Below are 15,062 nucleotides of genomic sequence, written 5' to 3' on the forward strand. Positions count from 1 at the left end.
CCTTTTTATAGCCTCGCTCCGAGCAAAGCTTAACGATGTGACGAGTTGGTTGGTCGTTGTGGTTAACCGGCTATTACGTACCGCACTGACAAAGCTAGGGATTGCGATCGCGCTCAATATACCGGCGATCGTCAGCGTGATCATGAGTTCGATCAACGTGAATCCTCGGATGTAAGGGCGTGAATTGCGCATTTCGGAAAGGGCTCCATGGTATCGAGACGATTCGTTCGGGGAATGGCGGATGAACTGAACGCGGTTGAAGATAGCACAGAATTAAACTTAGTTTTGCGAGTCTCCCCGCATAGGAATCGACTGCGGTATCGATAGTAGCCGAGCGCTAAATTTGACTGGGTTGCAGTTTAGTTCGGTTTAGAACTTCGATTTTTTGGGGTGACGAGAGAGCAATCTCTGGCGAAATGCCGCACATGGCAGCGAGCGAGTTTAGCGGGAACCGGCAACGCACCGAAAATCTACGAAGAAAGCCTATCTTTTCGCAAGCCAGCTTTTTTGCACCGCGACAGGCATGCAGTGGGCAACTAAAAAGTATCCTCGGCGTTATCAAAATCGCGGCTTAGCAGCCTGTGATTTTGATACTCCATGCTGAAAGGCGATGGTATTCGTCAGGAAAATTCATGCGCCTAATCGATCTTTCCGGTCCAATTGGCTGGCGTCAACACCGTATTTTGCGGAGGACGACTAGTGTCCAGATTTGGATAATCCTTGGTGTAATGCAGACCCCGGCTTTCCTTGCGCTGTTGCGCGCAACGGATGATGAGTTCGGCAACGATGACTAAACTGCGTAATTCCAATAGGTCGCTGGTGACTCGAAATTGGCCGTAGTACTCGGCAATTTCCTCTTTCAACAACACTAATCGATTCATCGCGCGTTCCAAGCGCTTGTTAGTGCGGACGATGCCAACGTAGTCCCACATGAAGCGTCTCAATTCGTCCCAGTTGTGGGCAATGACGACTTCTTCGTCGGAGTCGCCGACTTGCGACTCGTCCCAATCGGGCAGGGCGGGTGGCATCGGAATGGCATCGAAGCGATGACGAATATCCTGGTTGGCTTGTTCGGCAAAAACCAAACACTCGAGCAGCGAGTTGCTAGCCATGCGGTTAGCACCGTGCAAGCCGGTGCAAGCGACTTCGCCGATCGCGTACAGACCGGGGATGTCGGTGCGGGCATGGGCATCGGTCAAGACGCCGCCGCAAGTATAATGAGCGGCGGGGACTACCGGTATTGGTTGCCGGCTGATATCAATGTCCAGATCCAGACATTGGGTGTAAATGGTCGGGAAATGCTTTTGTATGAATTCCCGCGACTTATGACTGATGTCCAGATAAATGCAATCGATGCCGTGTTTTTTGATTTCGTTATCGATGGCGCGGGCCACGATATCCCGCGGCGCCAGCTCCAAGCGGGCGTCGTAGCGTTGCATGAAGCGTTCACCATTCGGCAGTATCAAATGGCCGCCTTCGCCGCGCACTGCTTCGCTGATCAAAAATGAACGCGCGCTGGGGTGGTAAAGGCAAGTCGGATGAAACTGCATGAATTCCATGTTCGCGACCCGGCAGCCGGCCCGCCAAGCCAGCGCGATACCGTCGCCAGTGGAAATGTGCGGATTGGTGGAATAGAGATAGACTTTGTTCGCGCCGCCGGTCGCTAGTACCACCACTTTCGCGGCAATCGACAAGATATGGCCGGTTTGGCTATTTAAAACGTAAGCACCGCAGACTCGCCGCTCGCTCAATCCCAACTTGTCGGCGGTGATCAGTTCGACGACATTGTGATGTTCCAACAGCGTCACGTTCGGATGCGCTTTAGCGCGGTCGATCAGCGACAGCGAGACGGCCTTGCCGGTGGCATCGTCGCTATGCACGATACGCCGGTGCGAATGGCCGCCCTCGCGGTTCAAGTGCAATTGCTTTTCGCCGTTGGCGTTGCTTTCCTCGGTAAAGCTGACCCCTTGGTGGCATAGCCATTCAATGCTTTTGCGGCCCTGAGAAACCGTCAAGCGGACAATGTCTTGATTGCAAAGGCCCGCTCCGGCGATCAAGGTGTCCTCGATATGCGACTCGATGGAATCGTGCTGATCGTCGAATACCGCCGAAATTCCGCCTTGAGCATAATAGGTGCTACATTCGGTCAGCGCGAATTTGGCAAGAACGGCCACTTTGTAAGTATCGGCAAGGCGGAGAGCCAGGCTTAAACCGGCGCCACCGCTACCGGCGATCAGAATGTCGTAATAAGGCTGGCGGGAATTTCCTGGGCGTTGGTCTGTCAAGGCGATCTATGTAACGAAAAATGGCGAGAGCGCGGCGGTGGAATCGGCGAAAATTCGGGCGTTCCGGCTTGGCGGCGCGTGAGTCGGAAAATCATATCTCGTTTTAAGCGTACGGTAATTTTTTTTGTGTTGCCAGAACTAATGATGTTTAATTCTGTCCACTTTTATATCAAAACAGAGCAGTGAACGAGCAAGCAAGGCAGACCGAGGATTTGGACCAAGATCTAGTGCAGCGCGTGCAACAAGGCGATAAAGCCGCCTTCGATCTCTTGGTGATCAAATACCAACACAAGATCGTCCATCTGGTGAACCGTTACGTCAAAGATCCCAGCGAGGCGCAGGACGTTGCACAGGATACCTTCATCAAGGCGTACCGGGCGCTGGGCGATTTTCGCGGCGAAAGCGCTTTCTACACTTGGCTGTACCGGATCGCTATCAATACCGCGAAAAATTACCTGCTGTCCCGTTCCAGGCGCCATTTTGACTATGAAGTCGATGTTCAAGATGCCGAGCAGGTTGAAAACGCTCCGCAGTTGAAAGACATCGAAACGCCGGAAAGCGTCTTAGCCAACGAACAAATTGTTCGAGTGATACGCTCGGCGATCGAAAATTTGCCCGAGGAAATGCGGATCGCGATCACGCTACGCGAGTTCGAAGGCATGAGTTACGAGGAAATCGCCATCGCGATGGATTGCCCGATCGGTACGGTGCGCTCCAGGATTTTCCGTGCGCGAGAAGCGATAGAACAAAAACTTAACCCATTGCTCGACTAAAGGTATTTCGATGCAAGACCAACTCAACGAAAAAATTTCTCAACTGGTGGATGACGACCTAGCCAACGCCGAAGCGCTACAGCTGTTGCAGCGCCTGCGGCACGACGACGAACTCGGCGCGAAACTGCGACATTACCAGATCATCGGAGAAGCATTTCGCAGCGACGAATGTATCGTGCTACGCAAGGACTTCGCCGACCGGATACATAGGGAAATCCGCGCCGAACCAATTTATTTCCTGCCCCGCAAAAAAAACCTCTTCAATTGGCGGAAAGCCTCACTGGCGATAGCGGCTTCGGTCGTATTGGCGGTGGTTTGGCTAGCCAGTTATACGAACAGAAACCAACCCGGCAAATTTGGCGGCGTGGAAATAATCGCGCAACGCCAAATTCCCGCCAGCGAGATGCACGCCCGTTTTAAGGAATATCTACAAGCTCATGATAACTCGCTATATGTGAACAGCGAGCCGCGTCAGCAGCCCTATACCCGCGTTGTAGGCTACCAACAGGAATGACGGCGTGAAAGTAATAGCGGTATTTCTGTTTTGGGTGGTTTGCCAAACCGTCCGGGCCGACGACGTGGCTGGCGGCGCGGTAAAATGGCTGGAAAATATGAGTCGCGCGATGAAGACCCTCAGTTTTCAAGGCACGATCATTTTTATGAAGAACGGCCAACTCGACACGATGAAGTATCATCATTCGGTCGAGAACGGCGTCGAGCAAGAACGTCTGACGTCGCTGAATTCGCCGATGCGTGAAGTCGTCCGCAAGTCCAACGAAGTGACCTGCGTTTTCAAGGAAACTGGACAAAAAATCGTCAACCATCACCCGTTGGATAGTTCCTTTATCATCAACATGCCGCGAAACACCGCGGGCCTGGAAAAAAATTACCAATTAGGTTTGGAGGGTCAGGAAGCCGTTGCCATGCTCCCGACTCAAATCGTCACGATTCAACCCAAGGACGACCTGCGCTACATTCGGAAAATCTGGATCGATACCCAGTTCTACCTGCCGTTAAAAGTGGAAGTCTACAACCTCGACGGCACCACGCTGGAACAAGTCGTGTTTACCGATGTGAGTCGCGACGGTGTTCTCGCGGCAACTCCCGGCAGCGCCACCGGCGACGACAGTCGTTTCCACACCAAACATATACACACCAGTCAAGCCGAGCCGCTGGAGCAAGCACCTTTCGAACTCAAACAATGGCCTCCCGGCTTCGAACCGGTGTTTTTCATTCGCAATTCGATCGAAAAATCCGGGAAAGCGGTGGATCACCTGTTGATTAGCGACGGTTTCGCAACGGTCTCGGTTTATCGAGAAGCCAAGGAAGCGCAGGGCATCGAGGGTTTGCATACGCTCGGTTCGGTGAATTCGGTCAGCCGCATCCTCGGCGAGCAGCAAATCACCGTTCTCGGCGAAGTGCCCGCCAAAACCGTCGAGATGATTGCCGCCGGCATTGTGTTGCGGTAAAACCGCGCGAATTCGTTTTTCTTTGTAAATTTGGAGCTTACATGCTGAACAGGCTGTTTTTGGGAGTCTTGATCTATGCGTCGGCCAGCGCCGCCGCCCATGCGCAATTGCCGGACTTTACCGAGATGGTAAAAACCAACGGTGACGCGGTCGTTAACATCAGCACCGTGCAAAAATCCACCGACCCGCAGGCCGATGGCGACCAGCAACAAATTCCGCAGGACGTGCCGCCGGAAATGGAGGAATTTTTCCGGCGCTTCTTTCAGGGGCCGGGACGCGGCTATACCCCCCGAGAAACCAATTCGTTGGGTTCCGGCTTCATCATATCCCGCGACGGCTATTTACTGACCAATCACCACGTGGTTAACAACGCGTCGGAAATCGTCGTTAAACTCAAGGATCGCCGCGAATTGATCGCCAAATTGATCGGTTCGGACGAAAGCACCGACGTGGCCTTGCTAAAAGTCGATGCCAAGGACTTGCCGGTCGTCGAAATCGGCGCGCCCGAGCAATTGCAGGTCGGCGAATGGGTTTTGGCGATCGGCACGCCGTTCGGCTTCGACCAATCGGTGACGGCCGGTATTGTCAGCGCCAAGGGACGCAGCCTGCCCGACGGCAATTATGTACCCTTCATTCAAACCGACGTGGCAATCAACCCCGGCAACTCCGGCGGACCGCTGTTCAATATGCAGGGCAAGGTCGTCGGCATCAATTCACAGATTTACAGCCGGTCCGGCGGCTACATGGGCTTATCGTTCGCGATTCCGATCGACGTTGCGATGAACGTGGTCGAGCAAATTAAAAGCAAGGGCAAAGTGTCGCGCGGCTGGCTCGGCGTACAGATTCAAGACGTCAACCGCCAGTTGGCCGAATCCTTCGGTATGGATAGGCCGCATGGCGCGTTGGTCGCCAAGGTCGTGCCCGGCGGACCGGCCGAAAAAGCCGGCCTGCAAATCGGCGACATTATTGTCGAGTTCAACGGCCACGTTATCGAAACCTCGGGCGAATTGCCGCCCCGCGTCGGTGTGACTCCTGTTGACGAAAAGGCCAAGGTCAAGATCATTCGTCACGGCGAACAGCAAGACATCACCGTCAAAATCGGCTTGTTGCCGGCACAGGCCAGCGCGTCGTTGCCCAGCGCGCCGGCCGCCGCCGAAACCCAAATCAACCGCTTGGGCATAGTGGTGGCCGATTTGACCAACGAACAACGCCAGCAAGCGCAGGTCGAGAAAAACGGCGTGCTGGTGCAAAAGGTCAACAAAGGTATCGCGCTGGATGCCGGAATCCAACCGGGCGACATCATCCTGCGAATCCAAAACACCGTCGTTCGCGACGCGGCGGATTTCAATAGCGTGATTGCCAAATTGCCGGCCGAGAAATCAATCGCGGTCCTTGTCCAACGTAACGGTAACCCGGTATTCTTAGCGTTCAAGATAGACAAGTGATCTGATTGAGGTGACTCAATGGCTACCGCAAGCAATGTGACGCAATTGATCGGTAACACGCCGCTGTTGAAGCTGCAAAAAACCGTCGCGGAGCACTCCGCGACGGTTTATGTCAAACTGGAATCTCGCAACCCCGGCGGATCGGTCAAGGACCGAATCGGCATGGCGATGATCCAGGCGGCCGAACGTTCGGGCCAATTGAAGACCGGCGGCACAATCGTTGAGCCCACCTCCGGTAATACCGGCATCGCGCTGGCCATGGTCGGCGCGGCGCGCGGCTATCGTTGCATTTTGACGATGCCGGAAACCATGTCGCTCGAACGCCGGCAATTGCTGGCCCTGTACGGGGCCGAGATCGTCCTGACGCCCGGCGGTGAAGGTATGAAGGGCGCGATCGCGAAGGCCTGGGAAATCGTCGAACAAACCCCCGGCGCCTTCATGCCGCAACAATTCGAAAATCCCGCCAACCCGGAAGTGCATCGGCAAACCACCGCCCAGGAAATCTGGTCGGCCACCGATGGTCAAGTGGATGCTTTCGTCTGCGGCGTCGGTACCGGCGGTACCATTTCCGGCGTCGCCGATGTTATCAAGAACCGAAATCCCAAGTTTTTGGCGATTGCGGTCGAGCCGGCCGAGTCGCCGGTCATTTCCGGCGGCACCCACGGCCCTCACAAAATTCAAGGTATCGGCGCCGGTTTCGTGCCCAAGAATTTGGAGGTCGATTTGCTGGACGGCACCGAGTTGGTCAGCACCGAGCAGGCAATGGCGATGCGTAAACGCCTGATCGGTGAAGAGGGCATCATGGTGGGCATCTCCTCCGGCGCTAGTATTTGCGCGGCACTGCGGGTAGCGGAGCGTTTGGGGCCGAACAAGTCCGTCGTCACCATCGCCCACGATACCGGCGAGCGCTATCTAAGCATGGGCTGAACCGGGTTACCGGCCGCCGCAAACCCGTATTCCGAGACTTATGGCGGACATCAAACTAAAATCGCGCTCCGGTGGTCCGGGCTATCTGATCAACCGCATCCAAACGCTGTTCGTCAGCATGTTGCGGATCTGGACGATACCCATCGTACTGATGTTGAGCCTTTCGTCCGGGTTCACCACTTATTACGGCCTGTCCCATTTCATCACGCCCTGGATTGCGTTGGTTATCACCATTGCGATTCAATCCATCATCGTGATTTGTTCACTGGAGATCGCCGGCATCCACTGGAAAGCCAACCGGATGCGATTTTTCAGCGTCGTCACGTCGTTGGCTATAGCCTTGGCGGCGTCGGTAACTTTCTCCTACTTCAAGTTTTACGAGATTTCCGAAGCCGAAACCCTGCACATCAATCGCTTGCATCAATTGCGCGAGCAAACCAAAACCTATCTGGACGCGGTATTGCAGCTCAAAACCCGCGTGCTGCGGCAGCAAAAACAGGCCCTGGACCAAGCGTCGCTGGACGTGTCCCAAGCCTATTTCGGTACCCACAACCAAATTGCCCCCGGCTATAAAAACCAAGTGGGCGAAGGGCCGTTTTGGCGGCATTACAACCAGCTTTACCAAGAGAAGAAACAGCGCTTTCAACAACAGGAACAAGCGTTTTCGGCGCTGGACGGACCGCTGCGCGAATTGCAAATCCATTTGAACGAATTGGATGTGACACGCGATGTCGAAACTACCTACGGATTGTTCCTGAAAAGCTATCAGGACCTGCAAGCCGGCATCAACCAAATCGTTGGCGGCACCGGCGAGGCCTTGCCGGATGCGCCGCTGCTGATGACGTATAAGCAGTTCACCGAGGAAGTCAAACCGTCGTTCGCAATGTGGCGCGGCTTTTCCTGGTTTGCGTTCGTGTGCGCGGCGATGGTGGATTTCTTTACCGTCTTGCTGTCCTACCGCTTGGAATTCACCGCGCCGGGACCGTTGACCGAGCAGGAAGAAGAACTGGTCTTCGAATGCCTGCGCCAGTTCAGCGAATTTCGGATTAACGAAAACGACGAGCTGGAAATGGTCATCGAAAAAACCGATCTGGAAAAAGCCAGACGCTATTCGGACTGGTCGCGGATGTTTGTCGTCGGTTTATTGCTCAGCCGAGGTTTTCTCCGCAAGGTTGACGAACGCACCGTGGAATTCGCGCCCAACCTCTATCCGCTGATCGCCGAGAAGATGTCCGATAAAATCGCCGCGATCAAGCAAAAGGCCGCGAATGCGGGTGTTGGAGTCGGCGATGGCTAACCAACTGTCCGAACTGGACGCCTGGTTGACCGGCGCCGATTTGGCGGATGAAGATTCCGCCGATATCTTGCCCTGGGTGGCCGGGTTCGACCCGGACCGGCAAATGGTGTTGCGCAGACTGGGGCCTTATCAAAAATACTACCCGCGCCCCAAACGCTTCATCAAACGTTTTTACCATCGTTTGTATCCGTTGGCGGTCGCCTACTGGCCGCATCGCAAGCAAATCAGTTTGTTCGACGAATTTTGCACGCTGGATCTGCGCTTGGATCTGCGCTTTCAGGCGACGTTCGACTACGCGATGAAGAATCTGGAACGCTTGGAACACCTGAACGAGCATATCAAGCAATGCTATGCCGATGTCGTCGATGATGTGGTGCAGCGCGAACTGGCCAGTCTGGCCGACGGCGCTTGGATACAAAACGGCCTGACCGATGTCGAAGCGCGGATGGCGTTGGCCTTGTCCGAGACCTTGGTCCAGCAAAGCTTGCAAGTCCAGGCGCGGTGCCGAATCGCCGTCGAGTTTGCCGAATTCGAATCGGTGCGATTGGGTCGGGACAGCGTCTATCTGAACGTGCTGCGCAAGACTTACGAATTCAACCGCGACCGGACCTTGGAACTGGCCCGCCAGCAACGCTTGCTGGAGCAGGAGGAAATCGCCGAACGCCGCCGCCAACTGGAACATTTGGCGCAAACCGCCGAATTGGACTTGCAAGCCCAAGCCATCGAAGCCGACAAGCAATGCCGCTTATTGGCGGCCCGGCAAGACCAATTGGCCGAACAGCTGGCGCTGGAAAAACGTCTGCAGGCAGAGCGCCTGCGCCACGAAATGGAGTTGCAGGAAATGCGGCAGGAAGCCGAACTGCGTAGCCAGGAAAAACAAGCCGCGCGCAAGCGTCTGGCCGAAAGCCTGCACCTGGCCGACCAATTGGCGCATCAGGCCGCGCAGCACGAAAAACAGGTGGCCGCCGACATTCAACAGCGGCTGAGGGAGCAACACTTACGGCAAACCAGCCTACTTAACGACGAGGGACTGAACCATGACAACCAGACTAACTAAGCCTGTTTTTAGCCGCTTGCTACTACTGATTTTGATCGCGCTGACCGGCGCTTGCGCGACGGCGCCGCAGCCGATGCGGTTTCGTACCGAAATCGACGCGTTAACCGCGGCCGACGCCCAATCCGTTGCCGGTAAGCGTTACGTCATCCTGCCCGGTAATGCCGACGGCAACCCGCAAGATTTGCAATTCATCGAGTTCGCCGGATATATCGAAAAGGTCTTGAACAATCGCGGTTACGTCAAGGCCGACAAACCGCAAAACAGCGATTTAGTGATGTTTTTAAGTTACGGCGTTGGGTCGCCGGAATCGCGGCAATTGACTTACGACGTGCCGATGTGGAACGACTTCTATCCTTACGGCCCCTACGGCATGGGTATGTACCGCTATTACCGGGGTTATTATCCCGGTTGGGGCGTCGGCGGTTATAGCCAGCGCGTCGAATCCTACACTACCTTCCGCCGCTATCTGTTGCTGGAAGCCTGCGAAGCCGCCACCTATCTGCAGGGCGGGCAACGCAAGCAAATTTGGCGCGCCAACGTGCAGAGTAGCGGTCTGAGCAACGACTTGCGGCTGGTATTTCCCTATCTGGCGGCGGCTGTGCAGCCCTACATCGGCAGCAATACCGGCCACATGGTCACGGTCGATATCGACGAGGCCGACCCCTTGGTCAACAGTTTATTGGGGCCGTTTCGAAACACTGGATTGACGCCGCAACCGGCCGGCGTCGGCCGATAACCGCGCCTTCTTGACATCCCGATACGCTAGCGCCAGACTTGTCAGTCCCGGAGTCCAAGACCTCGGGGCAAACTCAGGGACTATCAAAACGACAATCGGGAGCAGACGATGAAGGTACTACCAAGCGCTTGGCTATTGACGATCGCGTTGACCGCCGCAAATCCGGCCTGGGCCAAATATGAACTGGCGCCCGGCGACACCGTGCTGACCAACTGCCGCGATATTTACACCAAGGGCGTCATCAAAGCCAAGGTTGATGACGGTTACACGGTGCATTTCCCTAAGAATGCCGGCCCTATCCAATGTCCGCCGTTTCGTTGGCACGCCGAATTCGTATTGCCATTCCAATCGGTGCCGGAATATCGGCTGAAGTTTTTGGGCGGATTCAAAAAAGATATTCTGTTCCGGACCGGCGAAGCCGTCACGTTGCGCTTCGAAGCGGATAAACGCATCGTCAAGAGCCGGGCCGTCGTCGATATTGACGCCGAGATTACCGACATCAGCGCCAACGGCGCCATTGCCGTCAAATTGCTCAGTGCCGATCCGGAAGCGGCCGCGACTTTCTGGCAACAAGTCGGCAGCAACTATGTCGATGTGCGCCACAAAGCCTTGGAAGCCGAGCGCGACAAGCGCGCCCGCTGACGAGCCACCCTAATCCCTGACCCAATTTTCGACCAGCCGGCTGGGAATATGCGCCGACTCGCTGGAGCGCGGGTAGTCCTTGCCGGTGATCACGCAATACACCACGCGCAAGGTGTCCCCGAGCAGCAGCCAGGTGATCAGCATGAACAGCCCGGTCAAGCCGGCATTCAAATAGTCGTTGAAAATCAGATGCGGCGCCTTGCCGGCCATGTCCGTGCTGAGCGTGCCGGCTTGCAGTTTGGCCGACAAGTCTTCGGCGTGGCTTAAAAAGCCGATCCGCAAATCCGCCGAAAACAGTTTTTCCCAGGCCGCGCTGCTGGTGACCACGATCAGCCAGGACAAGGGGAGGGCGGTGACCCAAACGTATTTCAATTTGTCCGACTTCACCAAAATCGTGGTGGCCACGCACAGCGCGATGGCCGCCAGCATTTGATTGGCGATGCCGAACAAGGGCCACAGGCTATTGATGCCGCCCAACGGATCGATGGTGCCCATGTACAGGAAATAACCCCAGGCCGCCACCACCGCGGCACTGGTCAAAATAATGCTGGCGTAATGATTGGATTGGCCGACGCCGATGCCGAAGTTGCCCAACATGTCCTGCAACATAAAACGCGCCACCCGGGTGCCGGCGTCCAGCGTGGTTAGAATGAACAAGGCCTCGAACATGATTGCAAAGTGGTACCAAGCCGCCAGCATGTTCGCGCCGAAAACTTGAGCAAACAGATTGGCCATGCCGACCGCCAACGACGGCGCGCCGCCGGTGCGGGCAAACAGCGTCGATTCCCCCATGGTTTGCGCCAACAGCTGCATTTGCTCCACGCCGACCGGAAAGCCCCAATTGCTGATTTTGGCGACCGCATCGGCCGCATTCGCGCCGACGATGCCGGCCGGACTGTTGATCGCAAAATACACGCCGGGCTCCAACACGCTGGCGGCAATCATCGCCATGATGGCCACGAAGGACTCCATCATCATCGCGCCGTAACCGATAAAACGGGCATCGGTCTCGTTAGCCAGCAACTTGGGCGTGGTACCGGAAGCGATCAACGAATGAAAACCGGAAATCGCGCCGCAGGCAATGGTAATAAACACGAACGGAAACAACTTGCCGCCGAAAATCGGCCCGCTACCGTCCACGAACTGCGTCAAGGCCGGCATTTTCAAGTCCGGGCGCAACAGCACAATCGCCACCGCCAGTGCCGCGATCGTGCCCAATTTCATGAAGGTGGACAAATAATCGCGCGGCGCCAACAACAACCAGACCGGCAACACCGCCGCCGCGAAGCCGTACAAAATCACCATGACCGCCAATTGCGGCCCGTCGTAATCGAACCAAGCGCGCAAGGTCGGATTCTCGTCTATCCAGCCGCCGCCCACCACGGCGAAGATCAACAACGACACCCCGATCAAGGTCGCCTCGGCGACCCGGCCGGGCCGCAGATTATGCAAATACAGCCCCATCAAGACTGCGATCGGAATCGTTGCCGCCACCGTGGAAGTGGCCCAGGGGCTGTGCTTCATCGCATTGACCACTACCAATCCCAAGACCGCGATCAGGATCACCATGATCATCATCACCCCGACCATCGCGGCTCCGCCGCCGATCGCGCCGAGTTCGTCCTTCGCCATTTGGCCCAGCGAGCGCCCGTCGCGCCGCACCGAGAAAAACAAGGTCACGAAGTCCTGCACGCAACCACCCAACACCGCGCCGATCAAAATCCACAAGGTGCCCGGCAAATAACCGAATTGCGCGGCCAAGGTCGGGCCGATCAACGGGCCGGGACCAGCAATCGCCGCGAAGTGATGGCCGAATACCACCCATTTATGGGTCGGCATGAAGTCGCGGCCATCGTCGAAACGCTCGGCCGGCGTGGCGCGACCGGCATCCAGCATCAACACCTTCGCGGCGATGAAGGCGCTGTAAAAACGGTAGCCCAGTGCGTAAACGCACACCGCCGCCACGATCAGCCAAAGGCTGTTAATGGTTTCGCCGCGTTGCAGCGCAATGCCGCCCACGGCAACCGCGCCGATCGCGGCGATGACTGTCCAAAGTAAATTAACGGGTAAGCGTGAGCTTGGGCTCGGCATGACCAAATCCTTGATGGCACAAATGAAAAATGAGAGGGTGTTCATGGTATCACGGCGGCGGAATCGTCTGAAGCCGCACTGCGTGGCCGAGGGGCATCGAGCTATGCTGCTGTTATAGGAATAATCCACGGCATGACTACCAACGGTGCGTAGATAGACTATGGATAAAGACCCTGCATGCAGCGGGCTTTATCGCGCTAGTTTCCTGGATACGACCCAAATAAACTACAATTGCGCCATGAAATTGCGGTCACGCGGCATGTCCTGGCTTTGCAAATAGCCGTCTGGCGTCGCAACTAGCCGCCTGGTCTGTTGCATCATTCGGATCGAGGCAGCCAGTATGCCAGTGGGGAATCCCCTCTCGACAACCGCTAACGAGTCACTCCATCCGACCAAAAAACCGCTGTGCGGATTTCGTCGGGCGAGTTTGGCTTTGGGCCACTACCTCTCCTCGGATCACTAAATGAAACTCATGCCCTTGCTCGTAGGCGGTGTCGCCGCTGGACTCATCATTGTCGCAGGTGAGGCAGTTCTGAATTTGCTCGTGCTCGCCGAAGACTGGGCCAATCTGTTTGCCCGCTTTTCCCTTCCTCAGCCAACCCCGCTCGTCGCGGCACAGGGGCTACTCAAGCTGCTTCTCCTTGGCATTTTTTCTGTATGGCTGGCGGCCAAACTTAAGTCGGCGTTTCCCAAGCCCGGTATCGCGGGCATTGCATCTGGCCTGTGCGTTTGGTTTCTGGTTTGGGCATGGGTGCAGTGGGGAATGTTGCTCGCCGGTTACGTTACGGCATACGTCGCGGTCATTACCGTCGCGTGGGGGCTTGTCGAGCTGCCTTTAGCCGTATGGGCAGGTACCTGGGTGCAATCGCGACTAAGCGGAAGATCGCAGTGAGCGCCTTCGTTTGCTTTCTGTAAGTGGCTTGGCCCAACCCGGTAGCCGAACGGAGCAGCGCGAAAGGCCGTGCAGGCCGCTCATTTCCCCCGGCGGAATTGGGCTTAAACGATGAGTTGGGCCAGCTCGGCCAGTAAGACTCCATATTGAGTGCCGATAGCCGGCAGGTCTTTGAAAATGGCCGTCAGATCTTTCAACGTGCCTATGGTTTTGCTGATTTCGGTTTTAGGCGGATTTGCTTGACCGGCCTGGACGGCGAGTTGGTCGATTTGGGTTTCCAAGGCTTGGCGGTCGGCTTTTTTCAACGGTGCATCGTCGATTAACGCGCCTAGCCGTTGCAGCAGGGTTTTCAATTCGCCTTCGGCCAGTTGTTCGATATGCAGGCTTTGTTGGTTGTAGTCTCCAACGGCGACGTTGCCGTGATTGACGTCGCCAATTTCGGTGTAGTGGCGGTGATCTTGTTTCATGTAAGACGTCTCGATAGTTATCGGTTTGTTTATCGCATCGTGGACAAACTGGGCCAGTAAATCGGCCTTGGCTTTTTCGGTAGCCGCTATTTTTTGGTCCGCCGTTCTGAGCTCTTCGGCATGGTTCAATTTCAATGCCATCAATTGCAATTGGTGTTCCTGCCGAAGCGCCAAAATCTCCACCTGTTTTTGCTGTTCCACCTTGGCATAAATCGCCGCTTTGTCGACCGCTTCGTGATCCTCGCTTTGCACCCGCAATACCACCGAATCGGCTTTGCGTTCCATTTGCTGGATGAAGATGCCGCCGCCTTGGGCTTTAATCGCTTCTATCGCCCGTAGCAGGGCTTGCAGCTCTTCGGGGGTATGGGCGATGAAATCCACGGTGTTGGCGATTTCCTGGTATAGCTTGGCGAAGTCGCTGGGGCCGAATTCGCCTTGCGGGGGATTTTTCTCGGATTGATCGCGCTTCAAATAGACGAAGCGAGCTTGGGCGCCGTCGAAACGGGTAGTTTTGTCCACGTTCCAGTTTTCCAGTATCGCGCCGGTAAATTCCGCGCCGTTGAAATGGGTTCCCAAGGCCATGGCTTCGCTGAAATTGGCGTTTCGCACGTCGCAGTCGCTTAAGTCGGCGTGGCTCAGGTCAGCATGGTAAAAATCGGCGCCGTGCAAGTCCAAGCCGGCCAACACTGCGCCGCGCAGGTTGGCATGGGCGAAGCGCTTGTCGCCTAAATTGCCGGCGCTCAGCAATTGTCTGATCGCGCGCCGCTCCAATAGGGTGTTGCGGGTATCGGCCAAATGCAGGTTCGTGGCTTGCCGCCAGCGGCAGCCGATCATCGCGGTACCGCGGAAACGGGCGTGGCGCAGATCGGCCTGGCTGAAGTCGGCGCCGGTCAATGTCGCACCGCGAAAATCGCTGCCGCCCCAGCTTCGCCAAGCCAGGCTCAAACGCCGTAACGCCAACAGCATCGGTTCTTCGTGTTT

Annotated in this window: 14 protein-coding genes; 10 read left to right on the forward strand and 4 right to left on the reverse strand. The window is 56.1% G+C overall.

Annotation, left to right across the window (positions count from 1 at the left end; genetic code table 11):
* Both AC3B8H_RS11100 and nadB read right to left on the reverse strand, forming a co-directional pair.
* On the reverse strand, positions 1–192 hold a 192-nt coding region (locus AC3B8H_RS11100; protein ID WP_488441640.1), incomplete at its 3' end, for a pilus assembly FimT family protein.
* Positions 193–638: 446 nt separating this feature from the next.
* A complete protein-coding gene (gene nadB, locus AC3B8H_RS11105; RefSeq protein WP_488441641.1) occupies positions 639–2,285 on the reverse strand; it encodes an L-aspartate oxidase in 1,647 nt (548 codons plus the stop codon).
* Positions 2,286–2,467: 182 nt separating this feature from the next.
* Between nadB and rpoE the strand changes: the two genes are divergently transcribed.
* The 9 genes from rpoE (at position 2,468) to AC3B8H_RS11150 (ending at position 10,631) form a co-directional block, all read left to right on the forward strand.
* On the forward strand, positions 2,468–3,058 hold the full coding sequence (rpoE, locus tag AC3B8H_RS11110; protein WP_488441642.1) for an RNA polymerase sigma factor RpoE: 591 nt from the start codon (positions 2,468–2,470) through the stop codon (positions 3,056–3,058).
* A 10-nt stretch (positions 3,059–3,068) separates the two neighbouring features.
* Positions 3,069–3,572 (forward strand): sigma-E factor negative regulatory protein, encoded by a 504-nt coding sequence (locus AC3B8H_RS11115; protein WP_488441643.1) that lies wholly within the window; start codon positions 3,069–3,071, stop codon positions 3,570–3,572.
* A 4-nt stretch (positions 3,573–3,576) separates the two neighbouring features.
* Positions 3,577–4,527, forward strand: a complete 951-nt coding sequence (locus tag AC3B8H_RS11120) for a MucB/RseB C-terminal domain-containing protein (RefSeq protein WP_488441644.1) — start codon at positions 3,577–3,579, stop codon at positions 4,525–4,527.
* A gap of 41 nt (positions 4,528–4,568) precedes the next feature.
* The gene (locus AC3B8H_RS11125) at positions 4,569–5,972 is read left to right on the forward strand and encodes a DegQ family serine endoprotease (RefSeq protein ID WP_488441645.1); all 1,404 of its coding nucleotides are present in this window, start codon (positions 4,569–4,571) and stop codon (positions 5,970–5,972) included.
* An 18-nt stretch (positions 5,973–5,990) separates the two neighbouring features.
* Positions 5,991–6,899 (forward strand): cysteine synthase A, encoded by a 909-nt coding sequence (cysK, locus tag AC3B8H_RS11130; protein ID WP_488441646.1) that lies wholly within the window; start codon positions 5,991–5,993, stop codon positions 6,897–6,899.
* 40 nt (positions 6,900–6,939) lie between these two features.
* Entirely contained in the window at positions 6,940–8,196 is a 1,257-nt protein-coding gene (locus AC3B8H_RS11135) for a hypothetical protein (RefSeq protein ID WP_488441647.1), read from the forward strand.
* On the forward strand, positions 8,189–9,253 hold the full coding sequence (locus AC3B8H_RS11140) for a hypothetical protein (RefSeq protein WP_488441648.1): 1,065 nt from the start codon (positions 8,189–8,191) through the stop codon (positions 9,251–9,253). The genes AC3B8H_RS11135 and AC3B8H_RS11140 overlap by 8 nt, the downstream gene beginning before the upstream one ends.
* Complete coding sequence (locus tag AC3B8H_RS11145) at positions 9,234–9,989, forward strand: DUF4136 domain-containing protein (RefSeq protein ID WP_488441649.1); 756 nt, start codon at positions 9,234–9,236, stop codon at positions 9,987–9,989. The genes AC3B8H_RS11140 and AC3B8H_RS11145 overlap by 20 nt, the downstream gene beginning before the upstream one ends.
* Before the next feature lie 108 nt (positions 9,990–10,097).
* Positions 10,098–10,631 carry a hypothetical protein gene (locus tag AC3B8H_RS11150; protein ID WP_488441650.1) on the forward strand — a complete coding sequence of 178 codons (534 nt, stop codon included), beginning with the start codon at positions 10,098–10,100 and terminating at the stop codon, positions 10,629–10,631.
* Between the two features lie 9 nt (positions 10,632–10,640).
* Here the strand turns inward: AC3B8H_RS11150 and AC3B8H_RS11155 are convergent, their stop codons facing one another.
* Positions 10,641–12,722 (reverse strand): carbon starvation CstA family protein, encoded by a 2,082-nt coding sequence (locus AC3B8H_RS11155; RefSeq protein WP_488441651.1) that lies wholly within the window; start codon positions 12,720–12,722, stop codon positions 10,641–10,643.
* 463 nt (positions 12,723–13,185) lie between these two features.
* Between AC3B8H_RS11155 and AC3B8H_RS11160 the strand changes: the two genes are divergently transcribed.
* Positions 13,186–13,614, forward strand: a complete 429-nt coding sequence (locus AC3B8H_RS11160) for a hypothetical protein (protein ID WP_488441652.1) — start codon at positions 13,186–13,188, stop codon at positions 13,612–13,614.
* Positions 13,615–13,718: 104 nt separating this feature from the next.
* Here AC3B8H_RS11160 and AC3B8H_RS11165 read toward each other — a convergent pair.
* Positions 13,719–15,062, reverse strand: a 1,344-nt coding sequence (locus AC3B8H_RS11165; RefSeq protein ID WP_488441653.1) for a pentapeptide repeat-containing protein, incomplete at its 5' end; no start/stop codon positions are given.

This window comes from Methylomonas sp. BG-2, assembly GCF_057766305.1.

What these genes read in the sequence shown, in the direction of transcription:
- AC3B8H_RS11150 (WP_488441650.1), top strand. Translation starts at nt 10,098, where the DNA reads ATGAAGGTACTACCAAGCGCTTGGCTATTGACGATCGCGTTGACCGCC.
- AC3B8H_RS11125 (WP_488441645.1), top strand. Translation starts at nt 4,569, where the DNA reads ATGCTGAACAGGCTGTTTTTGGGAGTCTTGATCTATGCGTCGGCCAGC.
- AC3B8H_RS11140 (WP_488441648.1), top strand. Translation starts at nt 8,189, where the DNA reads ATGGCTAACCAACTGTCCGAACTGGACGCCTGGTTGACCGGCGCCGAT.
- AC3B8H_RS11115 (WP_488441643.1), top strand. Translation starts at nt 3,069, where the DNA reads ATGCAAGACCAACTCAACGAAAAAATTTCTCAACTGGTGGATGACGAC.
- AC3B8H_RS11160 (WP_488441652.1), top strand. Translation starts at nt 13,186, where the DNA reads ATGAAACTCATGCCCTTGCTCGTAGGCGGTGTCGCCGCTGGACTCATC.
- AC3B8H_RS11145 (WP_488441649.1), top strand. Translation starts at nt 9,234, where the DNA reads ATGACAACCAGACTAACTAAGCCTGTTTTTAGCCGCTTGCTACTACTG.
- AC3B8H_RS11135 (WP_488441647.1), top strand. Translation starts at nt 6,940, where the DNA reads ATGGCGGACATCAAACTAAAATCGCGCTCCGGTGGTCCGGGCTATCTG.
- cysK (WP_488441646.1), top strand. Translation starts at nt 5,991, where the DNA reads ATGGCTACCGCAAGCAATGTGACGCAATTGATCGGTAACACGCCGCTG.
- AC3B8H_RS11155 (WP_488441651.1), bottom strand. Translation starts at nt 12,722, where the DNA reads ATGCCGAGCCCAAGCTCACGCTTACCCGTTAATTTACTTTGGACAGTC.